Raw genomic sequence first — 26723 nt, forward strand, 5'->3', positions numbered from 1 at the left:
GACGGGGCGCCGCTTCATAGGTGTTCGCCTGTGAAACGCCCCACCTCGCACCGCGCGACCTGCGGCGATCACCTGCTGGAGCCGCTGATGACCCGCTGGGGCGGACCGGAGTGGTTTGTGGTTGCCGACTCCAGCCTCTGCATCCAGAACCCCGACAAACTGGAAGATGTCGGCCTGCACCAGATGCTGAGTCTGCCGTCCGGCGAGCACATCCCGTTGCTGTTCCCGATCGCCGTGGTCGATGACCTGGACGGCCTTAAGCGCCGAAGTGGGTGAAGGGGCCCCACATCGTGGGACGTGTGCCCTCGGCGGCGGCTCGACTCACGGCTTGGCCAAGCGCGGCCGACGGGGAGGTCCCTCGCACAAGCTTGTGGAACGTTGCCATCAACCTGACGACCTCCTCGGCATCAGGAACGGACCACAGCGCGGCGACCACGGAACTCGCCCCCATGGCGAGCATCGCCGCGGGAAAGCCGAGTTGCTCGCCGGGCAATCGGGTGCCGATGCCGGCCAGGTGGCAGGCCGAGAGTACGACCGTCGTCCCGCGTCGCAGGTCGTGATCGAGGAGCGCGGACAGGGGCAGAGGCCGACCCAGGAGTACGGAGGAGTCCAGCGGATGGTGCGGATCGAGGAAGCCGTGGCCGGCGAGGTGTATGAGATTGGCGGATGCCATCAACTCCGACAGGCCCCGCGATGAGGCTCCGGCTTCCGGAAGGGCTGCCGAACCGCGAGGCCCGGTGAGGCCGCGCAATCGCTCACCGTCGTCGCCGGTGGCGACAGCTTTCGCCTCCTCCCGGAAAATCACGGGCTTCACCCCGTGCACGGCCGCCACCTCCCGGGCTTCCGGCACGGTGAAGGGAATCGGACCGGCGCCCGCGCCGTCGTCGAACCAGGGATCAGCCACGACCAGGGGATCGATGCGGGACGGCCGGGGCCATGCGCCCGCGAACATCAGGGCATTTCCCGAGGGCGCCACAGTGAGATCCATGAGGCCGCAGACAGGGGTGCCGGTTTCGTCGACCGGCGCGGTGTAGAGGGGGAGCCGTGCACTCTCGCCGAGGGGGACCAAGGCGATGCGGGCTCCCAGCAGGTCCGGCCAGGCAGCGAGCAGCGGCTTCCAGATGGCGTCGCCCACGGCGGCGTGCGCATCGCGGACCGCCCGGTCGCGGACTCTTTTCCGCGGCTCGTCCGACGACAGAACCGCGTGCATTTTCTGCAGATGGTTCCGGACTGCCTCGACCCGCAGGCCGGGCAGCGACACACTCGTGCACAAGTCGCGGCCGCTTTCCGGCGCGTCCATCCGGATCGCCGCGCCGGAGGTCGTTCCCGGCGCCACATAGACGACCGTGCGGGACGTCTTGCTCGCCGCGAGGATGGCGGACACGGTGTTGGAGCCGGAGAGGATGTGCCCCTTCGAGAATCTGTCGAGGGTTGCATCCAGGTCACGGACGAGCATCTCGTCGGCCATCACCCGCAGCGCCGCGACGGTGTCGACGCCCGCGGCATTCGAGGGGGCGCTTCGGGCTTGTCGGAGGGCCTCCCGCACGCTGCGCCGGAGCGCGCGCAGGGGCTGCACGGCGTCGTCACCGCCGAGAAGATCGGACGTCTCGCGGGCGATGGTGCGATCTCCCATCTGCAGGCCCGTCAGAGCTTCCGCGACGAGATAGCCCACGAGAGGGACTCCCGCCCGGTGAGCCACATCCACCGACATCTCAGCCATCATCTGCATGTCGGCGAAGAACTCTTCAGGGAACGGCGCTCCTTGTTTACTGCACTGCGCCTCCATCATGGCGACCGCCGCGCTGTACGACAGACTGCTGCAGGCCGCGAAGAACCACTGGCCCACGTCAGCGTGCATGCCGAAGGAGACCCTGGAGGCGTGGAGAGTCATCGGGGCGTACCACGCCCTGCCTTGGGCCATCTTGCAGAAGCAGCGGCGCATGAGCTTCCAGGAGCCGTCGACCGCTGCTTCGGTACCCTCCCGCATACCCAGTTGCTGCAGCTCCTTGATGGCTTGAGCGACCTTCTCGTACTCCGCCGTGCGGTGGACGGTGAAGAGGCCCATCAGTTCGCCGAGGGAGAGTCGGTGGTCCGGGTCCTGACCGTCTGGGGCGGCATGTCGATTGCGGATACGAGGGCATGGGTGAGGGCGGCGGTGTCCAGGGCGGGAGTGCCGTCGGAGCCCGGCGTCGACCGGATCTCGATACGGACCTCGTCGCCTGGCGGTCCCGTCGTGATCGTGAGCACGAGGGGCGGCGTGCCCGGGCCGACGCTGCCGGACTGTGTCCCGGCCCCAGGGATGCGAAAGCCGAACCAGGCAGCGGCGCGCCGAGCGAACTCGGCGATCTGCTCGCGAGCTAGATAGACGCCTACCAGGTTCGCCGAGACCGCCAGTCCCTCGTTTCCGACGGACAGCACGGCTTGGGCCACCGACGACCACTGGCCTGCGGAGCGGGTCCCGATCTCAATCTCGTCGAAGTCCGCATCTTCAAGCAACTCCCACAAATCTGAAGGAACATGAACATACATGTGGTCGTCCATATGTGAGAGGTTAGCGATCTGGATTCCGCCAAAGGGTCTTTTCTGCAGAAGTGTTCATCCGTCACAGACCGTGCGCCCTGGGGGTCACGACCTGTCCGTCTCGCTCTGGAGACCCAAGGCGATATGGCCTGTGAGCCTCACGGGTGACAGGTGGCTGGGAGTGCTCCCCGACATCGCCAGGATCGAGCTGGTGTCCGCGATCGAATCCGCCGCGAGCCCCCTCAGCCAGTGCGCGCAGACGGTGGGCGAGGACCTGGCGCAGGCCGGCGACTATGCACGTAGAGCAAAACCCTCCGGCCGCTCGATTCGGTGTTGAGGCAAGCTGTGATCGCCGATCGGGTCCATGGGGCCAACTGAGAGGCGGCGCCGCGGGCAGGCCCGTCGCGCCGCTGCTCGGCAGCGCCGGGGCCACGCTCGGCTGGTCTCGACCGGCCTGCTCATCCCACGGCAGCTCTGGCCGTTCCCATGTGTGCGCTGCCGCGACGATCGGGCCTCCCCGTGCAAAGCGCGGACGGCGTGCCGGGGCGGAAGGGGTTCCGCCCGGCGCGCCGTCCACGCTGGTGGTTTCGTGCGGGCAGTCAGCAGGCGATGGGGGCGGAGCCGACGGCCACGTCGTCGAACCAGAGCGTGTCGTCGCCCGTCCCGTAGCTCTCCCAGCCCAGGCGCAGGGCTGTGGGCCGGGGCGGGATGGTGCGAGCAAGCCACTGCTGGTCGATGTCCTGGGTGGGAACGCCGTCCGCGTGCAGGCCCGGGATCTGTTCGTCGCCGAGCCAGGTGTCGAGCTTGGGCGCCGTCGTGTCGATCGCGAAGCGCAGGCACTGCCAGCTCCCGGTCGGCAGCGGCCTGCTCTGTGCCACGCCCGCCGGGCTCTGCGCGGGCAGGGTGGCGTCGTCGGTCTCCCGGTTCCACTGGAGGGCGCCGTTCTGGCCGCCGACGCGCAGCGCCCGGCCGCCCTGGGAGCTGTCGGGCATGGAGACGAAGGTGACATGGGCCGCGGGGAGCGCGGTGCTGTGCCGCACCCACATGCGCACATACATGACCGGCCCCACCGACGACAGGTTCGCGGTGGAGGCGACGAAGGCGTGGTTGCAGTAACCGGCCCTGCCATCGATCCGCAGCGACCTACTGCCGCTGTGCGCGACCGAGGTGTCGACGGCCGCTGTCCCGGTGCCCTGGCAGTCGGGCGCGGTGAACTGCCAGGCGCCGGAGGGAGTGGTGCCGGTCTGGTCCTCGAAGCCCGAGCAGACCACGGCGCTGCCGCAGCCGGCGGCGGGCGGCGGCGTCGTGGGCGGCGGAGTGCTCGGCGGTGGTGTGGTCGGCGGCGGGGTGGTGCCGGTTTTGCCGCAGGCCACACCGTTGAGGGCGAAATCGGTCGGGGCGGGGTTGGCCGAGCTCCAGGTGCCCTGGACACCGAACTCGGCGGCGCCGCCGGTGGCCAGCGAGCCGTTCCAGTCCGCGTTGACGGCGACGACGGAGGCGCCGGTCTGGGTGACGGTCGCGTTCCATGCCGATGTCACCCGCTGACCGTCGGCATGGGTCCAGGTCAGACGCCAGCCGTTGACCGCCGGGCCGAGATTGGTGACCTTGACCTGGGCCGTGTAGCCGCCGGCCCACTGGTTCACGGTGTAGTCGACCCGGCAGCCGGCCTCCGCGGCGCTGGTGGGTGTCGCGATGAATCCGGACACCAGCAGGGCGACGGCCCCGGCAGCCGCGAGGGCCGCCGTCAAGGGCCGGCGCAGTAATCGCAAGGGGGAGGTGCGCACGTATGCCTCCGAGGGAAGGATGTGCGAGATATGGGAGCGCTCCCATTCATGACAGCGACCGGGGGCGCGTCCTGTCAATGCATGGGACGGCCAAGCCCGGCCGCGACCCACCGCCACTCTGTGAAGCTGATCACCGCCGACCCGGTTTTGATTGAAACTTGAACTTTTAAGGCATAGTGTCGGTGCCGCAAGTCGATCCCCCGGGATCCACCACCCATTGTGAGGAAGTCCCCCCATGTCGCTCGCTCTTGACCCCGCCGCCCAGGACCTTCTCTTCCGTGAGGCCCGCACCGCGAACACCTTCAGCGACGAACCGGTGTCCGAGGAGCAGGTCCAGGCGATCTACGACCTGGTCAAGTACGGCCCGACGTCCATGAACCAGTCGCCGCTGCGCATCACCCTGGTCCGCTCCGCCGAGGCCCGTGAGCGTCTCGTCCAGCACATGGCGGAGGGCAACCAGGCGAAGACCGCCACCGCCCCCCTGGTCGCGATCCTCTCCGCGGACAACGAGTTCCACGAGGAACTGCCCCACCTCTTCCCGCACTTCCCCCAGGCCAAGGACGCCTTCTTCGGCGACCGCGGGGTGCGGGAGGGCCAGGCTGCCCTCAACGCCGCTCTCCAGGCCGCGTACTTCATCATCGGCGTCCGGGCCGCGGGCCTCGCCGCCGGTCCGATGACCGGCCTGGACTTCGAGGGCGTCCGCAAGGAGTTCCTGGACGACGACCACACCCCGCTGATGGTCGTCAACATCGGCAAGCCGGGCGAGGACGCCTGGTACCCGCGCTCCCCGCGTCTGGAGTTCGACCAGGTCGTCACCACGGTCTGAGCAGGCTCGGCGACGGGGATCCGGACATCGCGGCGCGGAAGCCCGCGCCGCGAACAGCACCCCGCCATCGGAAAGTGCCCATGCCTTCAGACAGTGCCGGCCCGGACCTGTGGTCCGGGCCGGCACTGTCGACCACGCAGAGCCCTGCCCCGTCCGCAAGGACTACTTGCCGGTTCCGCCGAGGTGAGCCGCCCATGGGTAGTAGACGTAGTCGAATGCTGCCGGCGCCCCGGTGATCCTGCTTCCGAGCCATACGTCGTTCGTCAGCTGGATGCCGGAGAACATCGGATCCATCTCGTCGTGCAGCTTCCGCTCCATCCGCAGCACCAGCTTGGAGCGGGCGCTGTCGTCCTTCGTACCGATCGCCTCGGCGTAGAGCCCGTCGATGCCGCTGTAGCCGGACTGGTTGAAGGTGCCGCCGGTCACCGCGGTGAGGCCCAGCCAGTCGAGCGGGTTCGGGATGTTCGGCCAGAACTGCGTGTACAGCAGGTCGGTGTTGCCACGTGTCGCCGGGTCGTACAGGTAGTTCGAGTAGCCGGTCGCCGGAACGACGTCGAGCTTGAAGTTCAAGCCGATCTTGTCCGCCGCGTCCTTGACCCCGAGGCCCAGCTGCTGCGTCTCCGCCTGCTGCGGAACCACGAGGCTGATCTGCTTCGATTTCACGTCGGCCGGAACGCCGGCGAGCAGCTTCTTCGCCTCGTCGATCCGCGCGGAGCCATCGGTCCTGACCGAGTCGGCGTACGAGGTCAGATCGTCCTTGGCGAAGCCGTACACGGCCGGCACGGTCTGCAGCGAAGCAGGGGTCCCCTCACCGGCGTACACCTGGCTGCCGATGCCCTTCCAGTCGATGGCCATCCGGAGCGCCCTGCGCACGTCGGCGTTGCCCAGCGCACCCTTGTGGTTCGCGACCACGAGCGTGACTGCCAGGGGCGCGGCGCCCGAGTAGAGCTTGCCCGCAGACGATGCCCTCAGTTGTGCCGGCCCGGCGGTCGGCGGACCGTACGTTCCGTCGATCTGGCCCGAGAGCAGGCCGGAGGTGATCGCGGAGTCGTCGGTCAGGAAGGTGAAGTCGATGTTCTTCACCTTCAGGGGCAGCGACTTGTTCCAGTAGCCGTCGTAGCGGCTCACGCCGACCGACTGGCCCCGCGTCCACTTGTCGAACTTGTAGGGGCCGGTGCACATCACGCCGACGCCCGGTGTACCGGCCTTATTGCAGTTCTGCTCGTAGAACTTCTTCTCGACGACGACACCGGCGAAGCTCGCCAGCTCGTCGTTGAAGAGGTAGTCGGGCTTCTTGAGCCTGACGGTGACTTCGCCGGCGCCCGTCTTCGTGATCGAGGCGACGTTCGAGTACAGGTAGCCGTAGAAGCTCGACTTGTCCGTCATGTTGTGCCGCATGCTCCACACGACGTCGTCGGCGGTCATCGGCGAGCCGTCCTCCTCGAGGACGCGACGCGCGACAGCGTGGACGGGCACGCCGCCGGTGGCGTTGTCGGAACGGTGGTGCAGGATGTTGAAATGAAGGCCGAGTCCTGGTCCGCGTGTCCTCGCGCCGCACCGGCACGAACGCCTGACGGCCCCGGCCCTTCCGCCGTACGAAGTCCGCGGGGCCTCCCACCCTGGCCGGGCCGCGCAGGGGCCCTGCCCGATGTCCCGTCAGGGAACGCGGGCCACGGCCGCGTAGATGCCGCTCTCCTCCGACGGGGGCGGTTCCTGGTCGGCGCCGTACCACTCGGTGGCGGTGACCAGGCCGGGCGGCGCCAGTTCAAGTCCGTCGAAGAAGCTGGCCACCTCCTCCCGGGTACGGAAGCTGAGGCGGATGCCGCCCTTGGCGTACTGGGCAATCACCTGCTCCGCCAGCTCGGGGAAGATGTCGATCGCGGCGTGCGAGAGGACCAGGTGGCTGCCGGACGGAAGGGCCTCGACCAGGCCCCTGACGATGCCGTGGGCGTTCTGGTCGTCGCGGATGAAGTGCATCAGGGCGATCAGCGACAGGGCCATCGGCCGGTCGAAGTCCAGCACTTGCCGGGCGTGCCGCACTATCTGGTCCGGCTCGCGCACATCGGCCTGGATGTAGTCAGTGACGCCCTCGGGGCAGCTCACCAGCAGGGCCTCGGCGTGCCGCAGCACGATCGGGTCGTTGTCGGCGTAGACGATCCGGGCGGTGGGCACCGTGCGTTGCACGATCTGGTGGAGGTTCGGCTCGGTAGGTATGCCGGTGCCGATGTCCAGAAACTGGTCGACGCCCCGGGCGGCGAGGTAGGCCGCCGCCCGGTGCATGAACGCGCGGTTCTGCCGCGCCGCGTCCCGCGCTTCGGGCGGCAGTGTCTCGCCGACCGCCTCGTCGACCGGGTAGTTGTCCTTACCGCCGAGCAGCCAGTCGTAGACCCGCGCGGGGTGGGCCCGGCTGGTGTCGATGCGATGAGACCGCGAATGGTCCGTCGTCATGGCAGACTCCGTCGTCCGGGAGGTGGGGCTCCGCCGCCTTTTGATCATCGTACGCGGTCGCGATCCGGGCATGTGCCGAACCGGACAGCGACGAAATGTCTTCCTGCAGCCCTGAACACGCCTTGCTCGCAAAGCAGTTGACTCATCGTCCTTGCAGGCCGACCTCACCCGGCGTGATGCTTGAGCCCTCTCATGGCAGGGGCTCCGGCGGTGCGGTCCCGGGCCGGGTGTGCCGGTGACCCGTGTTTCCGCCACCATGCCCCGCTCCCCGGCCTTACTCTGGTCGGCACCATCAGGGAACCGCGCCGGCTGTCTGGAGGTAACGGGGTGAACGGGCGCAGTCCGGAACGGGTCCGCAACGAGTTGGTCGTCTCCATCGTGGACGTGTTGCAGGGTTCGGCCACGGTGAACCAGGCGAGCAGCCGTGAGATCTGGCGGGAGATGCTCGCGGCCGAGCTGGCCTCTCCCGTGGAGCCGTTCGGCGGGGACCGGCTGCGGCCCTGGCTGCTGCAGATCGTCATGGCGTGCACCGAGGTCGGCGACGGCCTCGCCTGCCTGGTGCGGTCGCTGGAGTACGTGGAACAGCAGTCGACGACGATCGCCACTCTGTGGCCGCTGGTGGACGAGTGGGAGGCCGTCGACTTCTTCAACCACGCCGATCTGCGTCCGTTGCGGCCCGTCCTGCTGTCGCTGAGCTCCCCGGACCTCGCGACCATGGCGCGTCGCGCGAGCCGGTCCCGCGTGCAGGAACTGCCCTCCTGGTGCCGGACGGGGTGGCAGGTCTTCCTGCGGCTGGCGGGAGAGAACTCCCCGAACGGTGAACTCCCGCCCAGCATGGCCTTCCTCGCGCTCTGTGCCGACCGGCTGGTGGCGGACAGCCAGGCCGACGCCGCGGAGGTGCTGCGCCGCTTCACTCGCAGCCAGGCCCACACCCTGCGGCTGGACGGCGCCCTGGCGGACTGGCAGCACTCGGAGTTCCCACAGGCCGCGCCCTCGCTCGTCCCCGCCTACCTGATGATCCAGTTCGAGCCGGACCGGATCGAGGCGGACCGCTTCTACCTGTCCCACTGGCGCCAGTCCGACCCGGAGGGCTGGCACCCCGTACCCGGCCAGCCCGTCCACCTGCGCCGGGAGGAACTCCCCGGCGCGGTGGAGAAGCTGGTGGAGGAGGTCGAGGAGAGATGGGCCGACCTGCGGCAGCCGGTCCTCCTGGAGTTCATCCTGCCGTGGGAGCTGCTGAACGAGCCCGTCGAGTGGTGGTCGAAGGAGTCCCACTCCGACTCCCCCACGCCGCTGGCGCTGGACTACCCGGTGGTGGTGCGCAGCCTCGAGCGCTTGCAGCGGACCGCGTGGCACCGGACCTGGCACAACAAGTGGCGGCAGCTTCGGGAGCGCCCCGCGGACAGCCATCCGCACTGGAGCCGGCCGGGACAGGACTCGACCTACTTCTTCCATCTGGAGCGTGAGTTGAAGGAGGACCGGCACGCGGTCTGCCTGGTGCTCAGCGAGCCGCCCGGCGACGACTCGGGTACCGGTCGGCGGGAGGTCCTTGCCGGGTTGCGGGCCGGCGTGCCCGCGATGGTCTGGCACCGCAGCGACTGCTCGGACCCGTCGTTCCAGGACGCCATCGGCGAAATACTGCAGGACCGGGGGCTCGGCAGTCTTGCGGAACGCATCGGAAAGTGGCGCAAAGAGGCCCTGGCACTCGGACCCGAGGTCTGGGACCAGCATGTGGGCCGCCACCTGGCCATTCTGCTCGACGACCCCGAGCGCAAGCCGGGGCCGGCCGGGCCGGCGTAGCGGCCGTGCCCCCGCGGGCCGGGGCACAGGCCGAGGTGATCCGGCGGCGATCAACGGCGCGGGGCGGCATTGCGACGGTCTTGCGCAGGGGGTTGACGGGGTGCCACGCTGGTGGTCGGGACGCCCCCTGCGGGCGCCCCGCGTACCGCACACCACCGGGGGCGCGTTCCCGAAAACCGGCTTGCGATCCCTCCCGTCATCCCCCTGGTGGACACCCGTCTTGCACCACGCGCAGACGACTGCCAGGCTTGGCAACGTGGCTGTCACGCATGCCCGCGGACTGCGGGACTCCTCTGCCGTCCTTCCTCCGTGCTCGGGCAGCGCCGGACGCTCCGAGGGCGCTTATGCAGCATGACGACGGCCCACGACCCGTAGCGGCACCCGCGTCTGACGAGGCGTCGTTCGAGGGCGTGCTGCACGCCCTGAGCGGACTGGAGGCGCCGGACCCGGCCGATCGCCCCGCCGTCCTGCTCGTCGTCGACGACCACGTGAGCATGCGCGTCTGGGAGGAGACGATCGGCCGGCTGGCCGACGGGCTCGCCCGTCAGGAGCGGCTGGGCCGGATCACCACCGCGCGGCTGCTGAGTTCGGACGACACCGAGCCGGCCCGGATCCGGCTGGACCACCTGCCTCCCGGCACCACCCGGCACCGGGTGGTGCTGGTGCTGACCGACGGACTCGCCGCGGGGTGGCGGGCGGGCGCGGTGCTGCCTCTGCTGCGGGAACTCGGCCGGTCCGAACCGCTCGCCGTGCTGCATCTGCTGCCGCAGCGGCTGTGGTTCCGCACCGGCCTGGACGTGCACCGCATGCGCCTGAGCGCCACACATCCCTGGGCGCCGAACGACTCCTTGCGGTGGGAGCTGCGCACCTCCCCCCTCGAACCCGTCGAAGACGCCGGCGCCCGGGCCGGCGTGGTTCCGGTGCCCGTCCTGGAAGCGACCGAGCGCTCCCTGTCCTGCTGGGTCGACCTGGTGGCCGGACGCGGGTCCGGGGAGCAGGAGATGTCCGGCGTCCGGGCCCGTGACTGGAAGCGGCGACCGGACGCCGCGCGGGCGTTGCCCTGGCTCCACGGCGTCCCCGACCCCGACAGCGCCGTCCCCGCCCGGGAGCGCGTCTCGGACTTCCGCGCCGCCGCCTCGCCCACCGCCTTCGCGCTCGCCACCCGGCTGGCGGCGGCGCCGCTGACGCTGCCGGTGATGGCGGCGTTGACCGCGTCCGTGCCGGGCGCCGGGCCCGCCCACCTCACCGAGCTGCTGATGAGCGGACTCGTGCGGCCGGCGAGCGGGGACGCCGAGCGCGCCGCCGACGTGACCTTCTCCTTCGGTCCGGACAACCGCCAGGAGTTATTGGCGCTGTCCCGTCGCCGTGACACCGTCCGGGTGCTGCACGATGTGCGGGCGCTGATCGCACCGGAGGGCGCCGAGCCGGTCCGGCCGGGCGACGGCGACCCGCCCGAAACGGACCATGTCCCGCGGGTGACCCCGTACAACGTCGCCTTCCTGCGCGTCGAACTGGCCGCGTTGCGCGCCCTGTCCGGACGCTTCCTGCCACAAGCCGAGCGGCTCGCCCGCGCGCTGCGCGAGTACGACCGCGAGAACACCGTGAGCCTGCGCAAAGGCGCGGGCCCCCGCCCCGGGCGCACCGTCCCTCGCGCGCAAGACACAACTGCAGAAGGAGCCACGGCCATGTCCACCACGCAGCAGGAACCCGCGGTGGAGAGCGGGCGTCCGACGCAGCCGCGCGTCTGGGGCAACATCCCCCCGCGCAACCCGTACTTCACCGGCCGCGTGGATCTTCTGGAGCGGCTGAGCGAACGCCTGCGCGAGGGTTCGACGACGACCGTGCTGCCGGAGGCCATCCACGGCATGGGCGGCGTCGGCAAGACCCAGCTGGCCATCGAGTACGCCTACCGGCACCAGTCCGAGTACGACATCGTCTGGTGGATCCCCGCCGAGCGCCCCGGCCAGATCGGCCAGGCCCTCGTCGAACTCGCCCAGCGGCTCGGCATCGTCACCACTTCCGAGGCCAACATCGCCGGACCCGCGGTGCGCGAGGCGCTGCGCGAGGGGCGCCCCTACTCCCGCTGGCTGCTGATCTTCGACAACGCCGACAGTCCCGAGCGGGTCCGCGACTACTTCCCGACCGGGGGCAGCGGCACCATCCTCATCACCTCACGCAACCGCCGCTGGAGCGTGGTCGGCCCCTCCCTCGAAGTCGACGTCTTCACCCGGGAGGAGAGCAAGGAGCTGCTGCGCCGCTCCGGTCCCGACGATCTCGCCGACGCCGACGCGGACCTCCTCGCCGACGCCCTCGGCGACCTCCCGCTCGCCCTGGAACAGGCCGCGGCCTGGCGGGCGGAGACCGGGATGCCGGTGTCGGAGTACCTGCGGCTGTTCGAGCACAAGCGCAGCGAGCTCCTCGAGGTGTCCCCGCCGCCGGACTACCAACTGCCGGTCGCCGCCGCGTGGAACGTCTCCCTCGACCATCTGGAGACCCGCAGCCTCACCGCCCTGCGCCTCCTCCAGCTCTGCTCCTACTTCGCGCCGGACCCCATTTCCCGCTCCATCTTCTCGGGCCTGGGCGGGTCCACGATCGACCCCGAGCTGGACAGGGCCCTCAACGACCCGATGCGGCTGGCCCGCGCCATCCGGGAGATCAACCGCTACTCCCTCGCCCGTATCGACCACCGGACCAACTCGATCGAGATGCACCGCCTGGTGCAGGCCGTGCTCATCAACCGGATGTCCCCCGGGGAACAGAAGCGCATGCGCGACGGCGCCCACACCCTGCTTGCCGCCGCCGACCCCAAGGAACCCACCCAGTCGGCCAACTGGCCGCGCTACGCCGAGCTCTACGGTCATGTCATCGCCTCCGGCGCGGTCGAGTCCGACCAGCCGTGGGTCCGCCAGCTCGTGCGGAACATCGCCAGGTACCTCTGGTACTGGGGAGACCACAAGGTCGCCCGCGAGTTCACCGAGCAGGTCTGGGAGACCTGGCAGCAGCTGTTCGGCGAGGAGGACCAGCAGACCCTCCTGGTGGGGTGGTGGCTCGGCTTCCTCCATCTGAAGGCGGGGCGGTACGACGACGCGTCCCGGATCGCCGCCCAGCTCAAGAACGTCTACGCCCGCACGGCGCCCCCGGACCGCGAGGACACCCGGGAGGACGCGCTGCAGACGATGAACCTGGAGGCGGCGGTACGCCGCGTCCAGGGAGACTTCGCCACCGGCACCCAACTGGACCAGACGGCCTACGACCGGGCCCGCCGTGCCTTCGGCGAGGACGACCCCGTCACGCAGACCACCGCCCACAACCTGGGGGTGAGCCTGCGGCTCGTCGGCGAGTTCCAGCGCGCGCTGGAACTGGACCGGCGCACGCACGCGCTGAAGACCCGGCTGTTCGGTCGTGATCACCAGCAGTCGCTGATGACCGAGGCGAGCATCGCCATCGACGTCCGTGAGACCGGTGACTACGTCGGCGCGCGGTCCCTTCAGCAGGCGGTCGTCGACGGCTACCGGACCATCTTCGGGCCCCGCAACCCCACGACCCTCCAGACTCTCCGGCAGCTCGGCGAGTCCTGCCGCAAGGAGGGCGACCACGCCACCGCGCTCGAGCTGGCGCGCGAGGCGTTCACGCAGTTCACCCGTCGCTACGGCGACACCCACCCGGAGTCCCTGACGGCCGCGCTCACCCTGGCGGTGGCGTTGCGGCACAACGGCGAGCTGGAGGCGGCCCGCGACCGCGGAGAGCGGGCGTGCGAGCGGTTCCGCCGGCTCTTCAGGAGCGACCATCCGCACGTTCTGGCGGCCGACATCGACCTGGCGGTGACCTACCGGCTGCTGGGCCGGGTCGAGGAGGCCAAGGAGCAGGACGAGCAGGCGCTCCGGTCGCTGACCGAGCGCCTGGGAGAGAGCCATCCGATCACGCTGGCCTGCGCCATCAACCTGGCGAGCGATCTGAGCGCGCTGGGGCGGACGGACGACGCCCGCGAACTCGGTCAGAAGACAGCGGCGTTGTGCACGGCGAAGATGGGCGAGGACCACCCCACCACGCTGGTGTGCCGGGCCAACCTCGCCCTGGACCTCATCGCCGTCGGCCGGGAGGCGGAGGGCGAGGCACTGCACGCGGAGGTCGTGAGCCGTATGGAGCGCGTCCTGGACGAACCCCGTCAGGCCGGTCCCCACCCCGCGACGCTCCACGTACGGTCCCGGGAGCGGGCCAACTGCGACATCGATCCGATGCCGCTGTGAGGTGACGGGCCCGCGGACCGAAGTGCCGCCGTTCCTGCCGGGAGGGGCGGCACTGGCGCGACCGGTCGGCCCGGCAGTCTCCGGTCAGTGCGCCGCGAACGGGGGTGAGCCGAGCCACGTGGCCAGATGGACGGGGTCGGGTGGGGTGCCGGTGGTGCGGAGCAGGGCTTCGTGCGTCGCGCGGGCCCGTTCGGGGTGGTGACAGAGCAGGCGGGCCGCGACCGGGTGTGTGTCCGAGGCGGCGAGGGCCCGGCCGAGGCCCGCCCAGGTGCCGGCCCGTCCGGGCTCCACGGCCAGGTCTGCCACGTACGCCTGCCGGGCCGCGGCGGCGTCGCCGGCTGCCAACAGGGCGTCACCTGCCCGTGCTTCGGTGACTCGTGCGGCGGCCTCTTCGGGCCCTTCGGAGTGCCGGTCGTCGTCCGCGCCGCCGAGGCGGCGGCGGACGAGCATCGCCAGACAGTCCAGCCATCTCGCGGAGGGGTCGGGCACCACCTCCGGCTCGGCCGCCAGGGCGCCGGGCGGTCCGCTCTCGCCGGCCAGCCAGGCCCGTACGGCCTCGTCCACGGCCGCCGGGGCGGGCCGCAGATGATGGGCCCGCCAGCGCGTGACATGGTCGGCGACGCAGAGCCGGGCCGGCGCCAGGTGGTCCTCGGGTACGGGCTCGGCGAGCCACTGTGCGCAGCGGTCGCGGAGCGTGTCCAGCAGGGTGGTGCCGAGCGGGGTGAGACGTGGATGGCGGTGGATCTGTTCCATCGCCGTGGACACATGGGCGCGCCACAGCGCGAACTCGAAGTGTGCCGTAGCGGTCCGCGCGTCGGTGGCACGGCGGTGGGCACGCCAGAAGCGGGTGATGCCGATGAAGGCGTAGATGCCCTGAAGGAGCCCTTCGATCGGACGGGGGTCGTCCCGCCAAGGCGCGTACCACAGCTCCGTACTGCCGGCATCCGGGGTCACGAGCGGTGTCAGATGCAGCAGGCCGCCCAGCTTGGTGTGCTGGAACTCGTGCACGAGCGTGACGGCCAGTTGGACGGCGTCGTCCGGCTCCGAGGCCTCGATGCCGCCGAACGCGTCCCCTGACGACACGCTGCGTGGCCGAAACCTTTCCCTTGCCGGGGTGGGACTCAGAGAGAACACGCCCCGCCGCATCGCGGCGGCCGTCTCGGGCTGGTCACGCAGCAGCACCTTCCAGGACCGCTCCAGCGTCTGCCGCCACCTCGCCGCGGCCTCCTCGGGCAGCGGGCTCGGCTCGGTCGGCCGCGGATACGTCCGGTACGGGTCGACGTCGTCCAGGGCGACTTCCAGCCGCAGTCCGGCCGGGCCGACCGCGAGTCGGCGTACCGGATGCCACCCGGGCCCCGCCGAGCCCGGCGGCAGCGGTACGGCGACCGTGTGCCCCGGCGTCCGGACCACGGCATGTCCGGCTTCGGCCCGCACGGTGGCCGTCGTCCACGGCTCGGCCGAGGGCAGTTCGGCGCAGCCCAGGGTGGGCAGGGGAACCCTGCCGTGCCGGACCGGTACCTCGATGCTGAAGTCGAGTTCCGCCCGCAGCGCGGCCGCGGCGGCCAGGGCGCGGACGTGGCCGAGCACCACCGCCGGCGGCGGCTCGTCCTGCTCCACGGCGCCGGCACGCAGCCGGCGCAGCACGGTGGCCAGCCACATTCCGGTCTGCGGATACATGAGCAGCTCGTCGACGACGGCGGGGTCGCGGCGCTGCGCGGCACTGAGCAGATCCCACGCCGGTCCCAGGTCCGCGGCGTCGTCGAGCATCCGTAACAGCAGCAGCCGACGGCTGCGTTCGGCCGCGGTCAGGAGGTCCACGGTCGCCGGTCCGCCCTCGCCGCGGGCCAGTTCGACGAGGCTGCCGGGCGGGACACGATGATGCGGCAGGGACGGCTCAGCGGTCATGGGCGACCCCGTCGTCAGGGGAGACGCCCCTTGCCGCCGCCTCCCCCTCCTCCGAAGTCGGAGACGCTGGCCAGCGGGTGATCGATCCCCTGCTGCAGTTCCTGAAGCGACGTGGCGAGAATTCGACTGTCAATGGAGCGCAGTGCATCAAGAGACACCCCCGCGAGATCGACAAGACTGGACTCGACGGTGGCCGCAGACGACTCCATGACGGCCAAACCCCTTCCCCCCGGTGGCAAGTACGGATGCGGGCTGCTCACATCCCCCTGATAATCGCCCGCCGCAGCCTGGATGAAACACCACATCCGCGCGGTGCCGCCATATCGGGTCAGCCTTCGTCATCGCCCCGGTGGTGGCGCCGGGACAGCTTCACCGCCTCCTCGTCGAGGCGGGCCATCCCGACGGAGTCACCCTCCATCAGCCTTACCGCTTCCATGAGTTGGTCCAATGTGCCGCGGTAGCGAAGACAGGTGCGCAGGATCCCGAACACGTCCGGACGCAGCGCCGGTGAGCGGGGGCTCATGGCCGCGATCACCGGATCGATGCTGCCCAGCACCAGCGCCAGGGTGGTGCGCTCGCTCACCGTCGGCAGTGCGGTCAACGCGCCGACCAGTCCGTCGAGTTCCCGCAACGGCAGGTCGTCCGGCAGGTGCGCCAGGCTGCCGGGGCCCACGGTCCCGGCCGGGCGGGCGGCCGGCTCGGGTGGTGTCGTGGGCAGCCCGGCGTACCGGTGCAGCAGGGCGAGGTCGGCACCCGGCAGCAGCTCGTACCAGCGGTCCGCGCGGACGGCGGCCAGGCGGCCCATGCCGTCCGAGCGGTGGTGGGCGCTGACCAGTCCGATGAGCGTGCCGGCGTGCCACACCGCCGCGCCGGACATGCCCTCCCAGGGGGAGCGGTCGGGTTCGGGGTCCGACCGCGGTGGGGTGACCGCGAGTTCCAGGGTCCCCTCGCGGCGGTTGGACAGCACCGAGATCATCCCGGTGGCGTGGCAGGAGTCGCGGTACTGGGAAGGTGAGCCGTCGTCGAGCCGGCGCATCCGGTCCTCGCGCAGCTTGAACCGCGGGAAGCCCAGCGCGCTGCACGGCAGCAGTTCGTCGGTGTCGGATACGGCACCGTACGCGGGCGGCTCGGTCACGGAGGCGTGGACGCCGGGTGGCACGGGGCCGGTGAGCTCCAGGAGCGCCATGTCGGCCTTCTCGGAGGCCAGCACCACGTGCGCGGGCGCGGTCCACTCGTCGGGGCGGTCGGCTTCGAAACGCACGTGGACCCGGAGGCGCTCCGCCTCGGCGGCACGGACGACGTGCGCGGCGGTGAGGACGTGCGACGGGCCGACGCGGTAGCCGGAACCTCGCCGTCCGCTGCCGCGTCCCTCGGGCCGTCGCACCAGCACCTCCGCCGCGCGTACCGGATCCAGTCCCCGACGCGTCCGGGTCACCGCGCTCAGCGCTCGCCCTCGGCCTCGCCGCCGCCGACCCACGGCGCGCGTCCGCCACCGCTGCGCGTGCGCGGGTCGAGTGTCAGCTTCACCCGGTGCGTGACGCTGTCCGCCAGTCGGCCGTCCGCGCCGGTCTCCACCACCCAGAAGCGGATCTTCCCGCCCGCCGTGGCGGACCGTTCCACGACGACGGCCGCCTCCAGCTCCACGGGACCCACTTCGAAGTACAGGTCCTCCCCCTGCGCCGCGGTGCGGGCCGCGGTGAGCTCGCGGCGCAACTCCTCAATCAGTTCGGCGAGTTCAATCACGTCCGCTCCTTACCCGGAAGGCCCATCCTTCACTCGATCCGGGTGGATTCCACCTTTCCGGAGCCGTGTGACACCACGGATGCATTAGGGTCGTGCCGCGGCCTGAAAAGTGTTGAAACTGTGAAGCAGTGGCATATATCAGGCATTCTTCGCATCACTTCACTTTCACTGTCATGGGGACGGCGTCATGGAGAAGACCGGAGTCGAGTCGGAGCTGATCGACCTCAGCGGCGTCCCGTTGGACATCTGGCCGGACCTGGAGCTGCCGTCCGCCGAGGGCTCCATGCGGCGCCTGCTCAGCCGTATCGACGACCCGGCCGGCAGCCTCGGCGGCTACAACCCGCAGCGCGACGAATAGGCACCTTCCATGCACCAGACGGCCCCGTCCCACGTCCTGTCAACGCAGTCGTTCGACCAACTGCTGGGCGGCGGGGGAGGCCCCGAGACGGTGGACGTCCTGCGCGAGACCGAGCGCAGCTGGCGACTGCTCGTCGTACGGGCCCTGCTGGACGCGGCCGCGACGGCACCGACCGGTCCCCTGCCTCCGCTGGACGAGGGCTGGCGCCTGTTGTCGCGAGCCTGGTCCGCGGCTGCGCGGGAGGTGGAGCGACTGCTGTCGTATCCGGCCGTCGGTATGTGGTCGGCGCACACGCTGCGCCGGCTGCGGGGCACCGCCGACCATGACGCGCCCCTGTGGGCGGAGACGGGGCACCTGCACGCACTCGCCGCGAGCGCGGCGGTCCGCGCCGGCCTGGAGTTCCGCACCGACGTCCCGGTCCGGTACGGCTGGGCCGTCCTGCCCGCGCTCGGGGCCATGCGGGTGCCCGGCGGCCCGGACTGGACCGTGGCCGAGGTGTCCGCCCGCGACGGAGACGTGCGGATCGCGGGCCGTCGGCTGGGCGGACCGGGCTGGCATGCTCCGGCCGAGCTGCGCGCCGACGGGTGCACGCTGCTCCTGGACGACATCGACCCTTATCGCGCCCTGCGCACACCGGGCGTTCCCGAGCCGCTCGACTCCGCCGCTCAGTGGCAGGAACTGTTCGGCTCGGCCTGGGAGATCCTGCGCGTCACCGGTCCGGACGCGGCTCGGGCGCTGGCAGATGGACTGGTGTCCGTGGTCCCCCGCCCACGCTCCGAGCGGTTCCGGCCGCACAGTGCCTCCTCCGGCGACGCCTTCGGCACGGCGGTGGCGTCGGTTCCCGACGACGGCGAGCAGTTCGCCTCGACGCTGGTGCACGAGTTCCAGCACAACAAGCTCAGCGCGTTCATGCATCTGTTCACCCTGTACGAGGACCCGGGCGCCCGGCTGTACTACGCCCCCTGGCGGGACGACCCCCGGCCGCTGGGCGGCCTGCTCCAAGGGGTGTACGCGTTCTTCGGAGTCACCGACTTCTGGCGGCGGCGCGACCATCCGCTCGGGCGGTTCGAGTACGCGCTGTGGCGAGCCCAGACGGCGCACGCGCTCCACACGATCAGCCGGTCGGACGGGCTCACCGACCTGGGGCGGCGTCTGCTGGCCGAGCTCGGGGGGCGGCTGGAGCCGTGGCTCGCGGAACCGGTGGACACGCGGACCCGCGCCGCGGCCGACCTCGCGATCGCGGACCACCGCGCGACCTGGCGGGCGTACCACCTGCGCCCCGACCCGGGTGCGGTGCGGGCCCACGCGGCGGCCTGGCCCCACCAGGCCCGGTCCGTGGCGCGGCGCCACGAGCCGACGCTCCTCGCGGGGCGGCCGGTGCGGGGCTTCGACACGCGGGCGGTGCTGCTGCGGTGGCTGCTGGCGGACCCGGCGGGGTTCGAGCGGCTGCGGGACGACCCCGGTGCCACCGTGAGCGGTGCGCGGCCCGAGGACATCGACCTCGTCACGGGCCGTACGGCCGAGGCGCTGTGCGCCTGCCACGCGCGCATCGTCCGTGGCGAGGGCGACCCCGAGACCTGGGTGGGGCTGGGCCTCGCCGCCCGGGCCGAAGGGGACCCGGCCGGTGAGGGACTGCTCGCCCGCCCGGAGCTGGCCGCGGCCCTGTACGCCGAACTCGACGGCCGCGTCGACCCACTGGAGCTGGGCCGCGTGCTTGCGTCCGGCGCGTCGATGACGGTGGCGTAGCGGCGGCGCTCGATTTCCCGCCTGTCGGCGTAGGACTGGTGCCGCTGGGCCCCAACTGCCGATTTGGGTCCTGGTATGGGCCTCTGAGCCCTGTCAGTGGGCCCGGGGGGCGTCGCTACGGTTCGGTCTCCGGCGGGTGTTCGGCCTGGCCCCCGGTGACCCGATCGAGCAAGCCACGACGAGGTGACGTGTGAACCGCAGCGAGCGGATACGCCGAGGAGTACGCACGAGCACGGGGCAGACGACAGTCGAGTACCTGGCCATGCTGGGGCTCGTCACCCTCGTGGTCGGCGCGATCGTCGGCGCCGTGATCGGGGGCGACATCTCCAGCTCCGCACACCGGCAGATCTGCCGGGTCGTGGGGACGGCCGGCGGCGACTGCGGCGAGGACAACGATGTCAGCAACGGCGACGGGCAGTCCGGAACCGGCGAGCCCGTCCAGCCTGCCGCCGCCCCCGGTGACGACACCGGTAGGCCCGGGAGCGAAACCCACGACAAGCCTGACGGCGGCAAGGGGAACGCGCTTCCCGATCTGTGCTTCGAGCCGAAGGAACGGGCATCGAAGTCGTCGGTCTCCGTCCCGGGCAACGGTCCCGTCAGCACGGCGGCCGCCTGGGGCTACTCCTGGCTGGTCAACTTCGTCATCGACAAGGTCAACAACGAGAAGAACAAGGAGAAGCGGGTCCAGGAGGCGCTCGCGGACCTCGCCTACTGCCTCCCCGACTACAACATCGTCATCGCGCAGCCGCACGAGGGCAATCTGCAGCAGATGGACGGTGCGGCGCTGATCGAGACCGTCAGCATCAGCGGCACGACGTACCGCGTCTACGCGTTCAAGACCGGCAAGTTCACCTGGGCGGACGACGCCGACCTCGGGTGGAAGAACCGCGGGTTCTACGGCGTGTTCGACGTCAGCGAGGACCGCCGCACCGTCACGTTCCAGGAGCCGCCCCGTCCCAAGCGGAAGGAGGGCTGGAAGCCCGGCGACGAGGGCTGCGAGATCGAGGGGGAGGAACTGCCCGACCGGAGCCGGTACTACGACACTTACTCCCCGCTGGACAACGCGGCGTCGGCTCAGGCCGTCCGGATGCTCGTGAACGACATGCGCCGCTGCTATCCCGACTACAACGTGGTGGCGATGCACTCGGAGCAGTCGTCGCACTGGGTCGAGGAACCGGATTCGTTCGTCCATCACGGCAGGTACCGGCTGAACTCCCCCGAGTACCACGGCGACGAGAAGGGGGACGACATCGCCTCGGGCCGGGCCGTGTTCGATGTCTACGTCTTCGACAAGGGCACGTTCAGCAATGACGGCGACGGCGGCTACACCAACTGGGCCTTCTACGGCGACTTCACCCGCGACGGCTCGAAGGTGAGCTTCGAGCAGCCGGAACCCGCCGACCTGGACGCCGATTCCATCCCCACCGGATCGAGCGCGGTCAACTTCAACGACGGGTCGCCGAAGTACACGGACGGCGGGCCGTACCCCGGTACCGACTACTCCGGCAAGGTGCCGGGCGACAGCGCCGAGTTGATCCATTCGCTGATCGACGAGTACAGCCGCAGCTTTCCCGGCACGAACATCATCGCGGTGAAGTCGTTCAACGACCTCTCCTTCTCAGGGGTGTCCGGCCTCGAGCACCTTGCGGTGGTGCACGGTGTCGATGTGTTCTCCATCGACGAGGGAACCATCTCCAACAACGGTGACGGTGGCTGGCAGAACTGGGGCTTCGCCGGCACCTTCGAACGCGCGGAGGACTCGAAGGAGGTGAGCTTCAGCAGCCACTGAGGGCAAGCCGTCGTGGCCCGCCCGTCAGAGGGCCTTGCAAGCGTGCTGTGACGCCGCGTGGACGGTGATGGTGCACAGTCTCCTGGTTGCACGCGTGAGGGCGACATACAGGTCACGCTCGCCGCTGGGGCGAGCCGTGACGATCTCCTCCGGGCCGATGACGACGCACGCGTCGAACTCCAGGCCGCGGGCCTCGGAAGCCGGCACGAGGCGTGCCCACTGGGCGACACCTGCGGATGCCATCTGCTTGACCCGGTCGTCCGCGCAGATCACGGCGAGCAGTTCGCCCGGGTGCGCTGCGGCCTGCGCCCGGACTTCCTCGGCCACCGTGGTGGCGAGCGTGGGCGGACATGCGGTGAGGCTGCGGGGCGGCTCGCCGTGGCGGATCGATCGGCTGGGCTTCTGGCCGGGGGCGATCCGCGCGAGAAGATCGTGGGTCGTTTCCAGGATCTCCTGGGTCGTGCGGTAACCGACGGTCAAGGTGTGCAGGGCGAACCGGCTGCCGAGATGCGGCCCCAGAGCCTGGGACCAGTCGCCCGCTGCCGTCGCCGGGCCCGCCTGGGCGAAGTCGCCCACCAGCGTCATCGACCTGGCCGGGCACCGGCGCAGCACCATCCGCCACTCCATGGCGGTCAGCTCCTGCGCCTCGTCGACCACGACGTGCCCGAACGTCCGCTCCGTCGGCCCGTCCACCAGTTCTGCCGCCTCGTCCAGCAGCGGTACATCGGCATCGGTCCACGGAGCGTCAGGAGAACGCACCAGCCGGGAACGTTCGTCATCAGTGAGCGAGGGCAAGTGCCTGGCCATCGTGGGAGCCTCCGCGAGCAGAGCCCGTACGACCGCTTCGGGTGTCAGCCGTGGCCAGAGGGATTCCACCGCACAGTCGACGTGGGCGTCGCCCGTGAGATGCGCGCGGACGGCTTCCGCGTCGAACAGTTCGCCCGGATCTGCGGCCGGCGCGTCGTCGAAGCCGAGACCCCTCAGATCCTCCTCGGCCGCGGCGTCGAGGTCCATCCCGGTGCTCTCGGCGATCTCGGCGTCGATGTGTTCGAGGGCCTCGAGGGCGCTGCGCTCCAGCACGCCCGTGGCCGTGCCGACCAGGTGCTCCTTGAAGACCTCCCGCGCGGGGTTGTGCGCCAGGCCGCTCGTCACCGCAGCCTCCCGCGCCGCCGCGACATCCACGCTCTTCAGGCGGAGCCATTCCTGTCCTACGCGCACCGCGAACCCGACGTCCGGTGCCTGCAGGGAGCGCACGAGGTCCGCAAGCGCCTCGGCCATCGGGGCACTCCCCTTGAGTCGCGCGACTTCAAACGACTCCACGGCTGCGGGCACCACCCCGGCCAGCTCCGCGCAGGTCGCCAGGACCACGTCGTTCTCGCCGAGCGAGGGGAGCACCTGGGAGACGTAGTCGAGGAACCGCCCGTTCGGCCCGAGCACCAGCACTCCGCGCGCGGCTGCGCCCGGGAACGCGTACAGCACGTACGCCGCCCGGTGCAGCGCGACGACGGTCTTGCCTGTACCGGGGCCACCCTGCACCACCGTCACCCCCCGATGCGGGGACCGGACGATCGCGTCCTGCTCCCCCTGCAGCGTCGCCACCGCCGCACGCATCCGCCCCGTGCGCCGCGCCTCCAGCGCCTCCGTCAACGGACCGTCGCCGACGATGTCGCCGACCGCAGGTGCGGATCCGTCCAGCAACTCGTCGCTCACCGCACGTACCGCACGGTCCTCGACCCGAAGATGACGGCGCCGCCGCAACCCCATCGGGTGGGCGGCCGTCGCCGCGTAGAAGGACCGCGCCGCTTCCGCTCGCCAGTCGACGAGCAGCGGCAGGTCCCGGTCGTCCACGTGCAGGCCGAGCCGTCCGATGTGAAGGACGGTTCCGTCCGCGACGTCGATCCGGCCGAACGCCAACCCCTGCTCGGCTCCCTCCAGCCGGCGAAGCCGACGCGCCAGACGCTCCGCGTCGACATCGCGCGCGTACACCTCGCCCGCGCTGTCCACCGACGAGCTCAGCACGGCCGCCAGCTCGGCCCGTACATCCGCCGACCGCTCATCGAGCAGCCTGTACATGGCGGCCACGTGGGCCTGCTCCACCTCGATCTGTCCTGCGGCACCAGCATTGAAATGCGGCAACAGCAGCCTTCCTCTCCACTCGGCTCCCCACTATGCGCCCAGACTTCTGCAAAAGTAAGGGTTGACTTACTTATCCGAGTCGGCCGCCCGGGCCGGGTGGTGTGGGTTTCACCGTCCGGCGGGCCGGCGCCGTAGGACCGTGAGCGCCGGGCCGAGCGCGAGAATGAGGCCGAGAACGGCGAAGCCGTGATTGAGGGTGGTGAGCGAGGCGACCACCGCGACGAGCAACGGGCCGCCCGCATCGCCGAGTTCGCGGCCGAGTTCGGCGGCGCCCATGGTTTGGCCGAGACGCTCCGTGGGGGTGCTCGCGACAAGGGCGGCGAAGCCGAGCGGGGTGATCAGACCGGTTCCGGCGCCGATCAGCGCGGCACCCAGGAGCAGCCCGGTAAGACCCGGCAGCATGGCACAGCCCAGTCCCGCGGCGGTGAGCAGCAGCCCTGCCGCGATGCCCGTACCGGTCGCCAGCCGTCCGTGGTCCAGCGCCCGCCCGGCTTTCGGCTGGACCACAGCCGCGCAGGCGGCCAGTACCGACACGGCGGCACCGGTGGCCACCGTACCCAGACCGGCCGCCCGGCCTGAGACCGGCAGGAAGCCCACCCCGACCGAGAGTGCGGCGGTCGCCGCGGCCAGGGCTGAGGTCGGGGCGAGGAAGGCCGGGTCGGCCAGGTGCCGGGCCAGGTCGAGTACCGTTTGCCGGGCCTTGGGCAGCGGCGGGACGACCGGGACGGCGAGCGCGGCCCACACGGCGACCGCCGCACCGAGCACGGCCAGGACGGTGAACAGCAGGCGCAGGCCTCCGGCCCACACCAGCACTCCGCCGAGCAGCGGGCCGAGGGTGTAGCCGATCGACTTGTAGAACCCGTAACTGCCGAAGGCCCGGCCGTGCTTGGCCGCCGGGGTGAGGCGGGCGACCAGCGCGGAGGCCGACGGGGAGAAGGCGGAGGCCGCGGCGCCCTGGCCGAGGCGCGCGGCCCACAGCCGGCCGGGGCTGTCCGCGACGACGTACAGGGCGGACGCGGCGGCGAAGGCCATGAGTCCGCCGAGCAGGACCGGGCGTGCGCCGATCCTGTCGGCGAGTGTGCCGAACAGCGGCTTGAGCAGTACCTCGGCCCCGTCGTACAGGGCGAGGAGGCCGCCGAGCACCAGCAGCGAGGTGACCTCACCCTGGGCGTGGCCGCCGAGGTTGGCGGCGATTCCGTGCGCGCCGAAGGCAGTGGTGAAGCCCGCGGCGTACAGCGGCCACATGTGCCGGGCCGGAGCCGCCTGCACCGTTGGGTCCGTGCTCACTGTCCCGCCTCCGGGGCCTGGTGCAGGGCGGTGAAGACGCGCTCGGCGTAGTCCCACCGTCACTGTCTGCCGTGGCTGTTGCCGCGGCACTCCCAGGATCCCCGGACTCGACCACATCACCCGGCTGCGCGACCTGCGCCGGCCTGCGCTGCCCGTGCCAAGTCCTCCTGCGTCTGAGGCTCGGACTCGCGATCGGCCGGCGGAGTGCGTTGGACGGCGATCATGGCAGCGTCGTCGGCCAGGCGTCCGCCGACGTGGGCGAGCAGGTCTTCGCTCAGGTGGTGGACCAGCTCCGGGGGGTTGCCCTGCTCCCAGGCGGCGACCCGCTCGACCAGCGGATAGAAGACGCCGCTTCCGTTCCGGGCCTCCACGACGCCGTCGGTGTGCAGGAGCAGGAGGTCTCCGGGCAGCAGGGTGAAGGTGTCGACGTGGTAGTCGGGGTCGGTCAGTTCGCCCAGGCCCAGCGGCGGGGCGGGGCTGGTGGCGCGCAGCGGGATGACCTGCCGGTCGCGCAGTAGCAGGGGAGGCGGGTGTCCGCAGGTGACCATCCGCATCTGCGGCAGTGCGTCCGGAATGTCGATGACGGCGGCGGTGATGAAGCACTCTCCCGCCGCTTCCTGATCGGTGGGTTCCGCCAGATTCCAGCGCACGCTGTGGTCGAGGTAGGCCACCAGGCCGGGCAGGCTGGACTGACGGTGCCCGGCCTCCCGGAAGGCGCCGAGCAACAGCGCCGCGTCACCGACGGCGGTCAGGCCCTTGCCCATGACATCGCCGATGATCAGCCGGGTGGCCCCCTTGGTGCGGACGGCCGCGTAAAGATCGCCGCCGATCAGCGCCTGTTCCTCGGCAGCCAGGTACACCGAGGCGACCCACAGCGGGCCGATCCGGCGGGGCAGCGGCCGCAGAAGCGCCCGCTGTGTGACCTCGGACACGGTCCGCACCTGCGCCAGTTCACGGCCGTGCCGCTCGCGCAGATACCGGAACAGGGTGACGATCACCGCGACCACCACCAGGGCGATGATCTGCGAATCGAAGTACATCCCGCTCAGGCGCGCGTCCGGGTGGGTCAGATTGACGGCGAGCAGGGCCACCACCGATATGGCTCCGATCACGCCGGTGAGAAAAGCGCCGGCGAAGGACGCGGTGATCGCGGGCGCCACGATCAGCAGGGGGCCCAGCGGCACCCCGTTCGGAGTCAGTGCGTCGACCAGCGCGATGGCCCCGATCAGCCCGAGCGGCAGCGCCAACAGCGCGTCGCTGGTCCGCCACGAGCGCCGGCGGTGTGGAATCGGGCACCGCAGACTCATACCCTCGGCTTACACCTTCCAGGACAGCGCCGCAGATCGTGACGGATCCGCGTGCGCCTCCTCTGAGCCTCAATGTCCCTCCGGATCGGCGGTCCGCCCCCTGGACAGGGAGGCAGGACCGGCACGCATACGGATCTTCTACGACAGGGGGCGCGCCGACGATGAGCACGCCCCCTTTGGTTCCAGCGGCAACCGCTACTAGCGCGCGATGATCACGACGGGGCCGCCGTTGAACCCGTGGCCGAAGCGGAACCCACCATTGTCGAAGCGGTGGCCGAAGCCGAACCCTCCATCGTCGAAGCGGTGGCCGAAGCCGAACCTTCCATCGTCGAAGCGGTGGCCGAAACGGAACCCACCATTGCCGAAGCACCGCCAGTCGTCGCCGAAGCACCGGCTGGTGGTCGCATGAGTGTGCACGGCAGGCGCTGCTGCTGCGGCCGTGCCGGCTATGCCGATCGAAGCGCCGCCGGCCATCAGAATGGCGGCTGACGTCGCGACGAGACGCCTGATGGCCCCTTCTACTCGCATGGTGATGCACTCTTCTTTCTGCCGCGTGGGCCCGTGGAACCGAGCCTGCGCGGTCTTGGGGGCACGAAATCAAGACCCCGGCCGCAATGGAGCGGCACGGTCGAGGGCGTCGCCCCGCGCATTCGAGGACCAGGTCTCGCATCCAGGATCCCCGCTGCACGAGAACCAGCCGAACAGGGACGCATCCCCAGGTTGCAGCCGTACTTCGGTTACGTGTGCAGCACCCTTTTGGATTGCCGCTCTGACAGGCACTGGACGACATACCGACCAGTCGGCATGATGGTCCGGTCACCCGACGT

Annotated in this window: 20 protein-coding genes; 8 read left to right on the forward strand and 12 right to left on the reverse strand. The window is 70.8% G+C overall.

All coding sequences use genetic code 11. From position 1 onward, the window contains the following. The first annotated feature begins 30 nt into the window (after positions 1–30). The gene (locus OIE49_RS05850) at positions 31–276 is read left to right on the forward strand and encodes a hypothetical protein (protein ID WP_326801382.1); all 246 of its coding nucleotides are present in this window, start codon (positions 31–33) and stop codon (positions 274–276) included. Here the strand turns inward: OIE49_RS05850 and OIE49_RS05855 are convergent. The 3 genes from OIE49_RS05855 to OIE49_RS05865 form a co-directional block, all read right to left on the reverse strand. After that, complete coding sequence (locus OIE49_RS05855; RefSeq protein WP_326801383.1) at positions 257–2065, reverse strand: CHAT domain-containing protein; 1809 nt, start codon at positions 2063–2065, stop codon at positions 257–259. The two genes, OIE49_RS05850 and OIE49_RS05855, sit on opposite strands and share 20 nt — an antisense overlap. Next, positions 2065–2541 carry a hypothetical protein gene (locus OIE49_RS05860; RefSeq protein WP_326801384.1) on the reverse strand — a complete coding sequence of 159 codons (477 nt, stop codon included), beginning with the start codon at positions 2539–2541 and terminating at the stop codon, positions 2065–2067. Before OIE49_RS05860 ends, OIE49_RS05855 begins: the two co-directional genes overlap by 1 nt. Before the next feature lie 578 nt (positions 2542–3119). After that, positions 3120–4304, reverse strand: a complete 1185-nt coding sequence (locus tag OIE49_RS05865) for a cellulose-binding domain-containing protein (RefSeq protein ID WP_326801385.1) — start codon at positions 4302–4304, stop codon at positions 3120–3122. A gap of 235 nt (positions 4305–4539) precedes the next feature. On the opposite strand from OIE49_RS05865, the gene OIE49_RS05870 reads away from it, so the two are divergent. Continuing rightward, positions 4540–5130: a malonic semialdehyde reductase gene (locus tag OIE49_RS05870; RefSeq protein WP_326801386.1), complete on the forward strand. Its 591-nt coding sequence runs from the start codon at positions 4540–4542 to the stop codon at positions 5128–5130. Between the two features lie 162 nt (positions 5131–5292). Here OIE49_RS05870 and OIE49_RS05875 read toward each other — a convergent pair whose 3' ends face one another. Both OIE49_RS05875 and OIE49_RS05880 read right to left on the reverse strand, forming a co-directional pair. Further along, positions 5293–6555: an ABC transporter substrate-binding protein gene (locus OIE49_RS05875; protein WP_326801387.1), complete on the reverse strand. Its 1263-nt coding sequence runs from the start codon at positions 6553–6555 to the stop codon at positions 5293–5295. A gap of 231 nt (positions 6556–6786) precedes the next feature. Next, positions 6787–7578, reverse strand: coding sequence for an SAM-dependent methyltransferase (locus OIE49_RS05880; RefSeq protein WP_326801388.1), 792 nt, complete (start codon positions 7576–7578; stop codon positions 6787–6789). 327 nt (positions 7579–7905) lie between these two features. On the opposite strand from OIE49_RS05880, the gene OIE49_RS05885 reads away from it, so the two are divergent. Continuing rightward, the gene (locus tag OIE49_RS05885) at positions 7906–9378 is read left to right on the forward strand and encodes a VMAP-C domain-containing protein (RefSeq protein ID WP_326801389.1); all 1473 of its coding nucleotides are present in this window, start codon (positions 7906–7908) and stop codon (positions 9376–9378) included. A gap of 410 nt (positions 9379–9788) precedes the next feature. Next, on the forward strand, positions 9789–13625 hold the full coding sequence (gene fxsT, locus OIE49_RS05890; RefSeq protein WP_326801390.1) for an FxSxx-COOH system tetratricopeptide repeat protein: 3837 nt from the start codon (positions 9789–9791) through the stop codon (positions 13623–13625). A gap of 84 nt (positions 13626–13709) precedes the next feature. Here fxsT and OIE49_RS05895 read toward each other — a convergent pair whose 3' ends face one another. The 4 genes from OIE49_RS05895 to OIE49_RS05910 form a co-directional block, all read right to left on the reverse strand. Beyond that, positions 13710–15530: an HEXXH motif domain-containing protein gene (locus tag OIE49_RS05895; RefSeq protein WP_326801391.1), complete on the reverse strand. Its 1821-nt coding sequence runs from the start codon at positions 15528–15530 to the stop codon at positions 13710–13712. Positions 15531–15544: 14 nt separating this feature from the next. Beyond that, positions 15545–15739 carry a hypothetical protein gene (locus tag OIE49_RS05900; protein ID WP_326801392.1) on the reverse strand — a complete coding sequence of 65 codons (195 nt, stop codon included), beginning with the start codon at positions 15737–15739 and terminating at the stop codon, positions 15545–15547. Positions 15740–15858: 119 nt separating this feature from the next. Then, positions 15859–16965 carry an effector-associated domain 2-containing protein gene (locus OIE49_RS05905; protein WP_326801393.1) on the reverse strand — a complete coding sequence of 369 codons (1107 nt, stop codon included), beginning with the start codon at positions 16963–16965 and terminating at the stop codon, positions 15859–15861. 5 nt (positions 16966–16970) lie between these two features. After that, entirely contained in the window at positions 16971–17273 is a 303-nt protein-coding gene (locus tag OIE49_RS05910; RefSeq protein WP_100567378.1) for a trypco2 family protein, read from the reverse strand. 187 nt (positions 17274–17460) lie between these two features. Here OIE49_RS05910 and OIE49_RS05915 point away from each other — a divergent pair, with 187 nt between their 5' ends. The 3 genes from OIE49_RS05915 to OIE49_RS05925 all read left to right on the forward strand — a co-directional run bounded on the left by OIE49_RS05915 (position 17461) and on the right by OIE49_RS05925 (position 21166). Further along, positions 17461–17631, forward strand: coding sequence for a hypothetical protein (locus OIE49_RS05915; protein ID WP_159024821.1), 171 nt, complete (start codon positions 17461–17463; stop codon positions 17629–17631). A gap of 9 nt (positions 17632–17640) precedes the next feature. Further along, positions 17641–19377, forward strand: coding sequence for an HEXXH motif domain-containing protein (locus tag OIE49_RS05920; protein WP_326801394.1), 1737 nt, complete (start codon positions 17641–17643; stop codon positions 19375–19377). A 190-nt stretch (positions 19378–19567) separates the two neighbouring features. Further along, positions 19568–21166 (forward strand): hypothetical protein, encoded by a 1599-nt coding sequence (locus OIE49_RS05925; protein ID WP_326801395.1) that lies wholly within the window; start codon positions 19568–19570, stop codon positions 21164–21166. A 24-nt stretch (positions 21167–21190) separates the two neighbouring features. On the opposite strand, the gene OIE49_RS05930 is transcribed toward OIE49_RS05925, so the two are convergent. The 3 genes from OIE49_RS05930 to OIE49_RS05940 form a co-directional block, all read right to left on the reverse strand. Beyond that, complete coding sequence (locus OIE49_RS05930) at positions 21191–23239, reverse strand: HelD family protein (protein WP_442812344.1); 2049 nt, start codon at positions 23237–23239, stop codon at positions 21191–21193. A 171-nt stretch (positions 23240–23410) separates the two neighbouring features. Then, a complete protein-coding gene (locus tag OIE49_RS05935) occupies positions 23411–24547 on the reverse strand; it encodes an MFS transporter (RefSeq protein ID WP_326806153.1) in 1137 nt (378 codons plus the stop codon). A gap of 158 nt (positions 24548–24705) precedes the next feature. Then, positions 24706–25896 (reverse strand): PP2C family protein-serine/threonine phosphatase, encoded by a 1191-nt coding sequence (locus OIE49_RS05940; protein WP_326801397.1) that lies wholly within the window; start codon positions 25894–25896, stop codon positions 24706–24708. Positions 25897–26133: 237 nt separating this feature from the next. On the opposite strand from OIE49_RS05940, the gene OIE49_RS05945 reads away from it, so the two are divergent. Continuing rightward, positions 26134–26385, forward strand: coding sequence for a hypothetical protein (locus tag OIE49_RS05945; RefSeq protein WP_326801398.1), 252 nt, complete (start codon positions 26134–26136; stop codon positions 26383–26385). The last annotated feature ends 338 nt before the right edge of the window (positions 26386–26723 follow it).

The organism is Streptomyces sp. NBC_01788 (genome assembly GCF_035917575.1).
In the GTDB taxonomy this organism is placed as follows: Bacteria; Actinomycetota; Actinomycetes; order Streptomycetales; family Streptomycetaceae; genus Streptomyces.

What these genes read in the sequence shown, in the direction of transcription:
- OIE49_RS05930 (WP_442812344.1), bottom strand. Translation starts at nt 23,239, where the DNA reads ATGTACAGGCTGCTCGATGAGCGGTCGGCGGATGTACGGGCCGAGCTG.
- OIE49_RS05875 (WP_326801387.1), bottom strand. Translation starts at nt 6,555, where the DNA reads ATGACCGCCGACGACGTCGTGTGGAGCATGCGGCACAACATGACGGAC.
- OIE49_RS05880 (WP_326801388.1), bottom strand. Translation starts at nt 7,578, where the DNA reads ATGACGACGGACCATTCGCGGTCTCATCGCATCGACACCAGCCGGGCC.
- OIE49_RS05935 (WP_326806153.1), bottom strand. Translation starts at nt 24,547, where the DNA reads ATGTGGCCGCTGTACGCCGCGGGCTTCACCACTGCCTTCGGCGCGCAC.
- OIE49_RS05895 (WP_326801391.1), bottom strand. Translation starts at nt 15,530, where the DNA reads ATGACCGCTGAGCCGTCCCTGCCGCATCATCGTGTCCCGCCCGGCAGC.
- OIE49_RS05940 (WP_326801397.1), bottom strand. Translation starts at nt 25,896, where the DNA reads ATGAGTCTGCGGTGCCCGATTCCACACCGCCGGCGCTCGTGGCGGACC.
- OIE49_RS05900 (WP_326801392.1), bottom strand. Translation starts at nt 15,739, where the DNA reads ATGGAGTCGTCTGCGGCCACCGTCGAGTCCAGTCTTGTCGATCTCGCG.
- OIE49_RS05855 (WP_326801383.1), bottom strand. Translation starts at nt 2,065, where the DNA reads ATGGGCCTCTTCACCGTCCACCGCACGGCGGAGTACGAGAAGGTCGCT.
- OIE49_RS05920 (WP_326801394.1), top strand. Translation starts at nt 17,641, where the DNA reads ATGCACCAGACGGCCCCGTCCCACGTCCTGTCAACGCAGTCGTTCGAC.
- OIE49_RS05860 (WP_326801384.1), bottom strand. Translation starts at nt 2,541, where the DNA reads ATGGACGACCACATGTATGTTCATGTTCCTTCAGATTTGTGGGAGTTG.
- OIE49_RS05870 (WP_326801386.1), top strand. Translation starts at nt 4,540, where the DNA reads ATGTCGCTCGCTCTTGACCCCGCCGCCCAGGACCTTCTCTTCCGTGAG.
- OIE49_RS05915 (WP_159024821.1), top strand. Translation starts at nt 17,461, where the DNA reads ATGGAGAAGACCGGAGTCGAGTCGGAGCTGATCGACCTCAGCGGCGTC.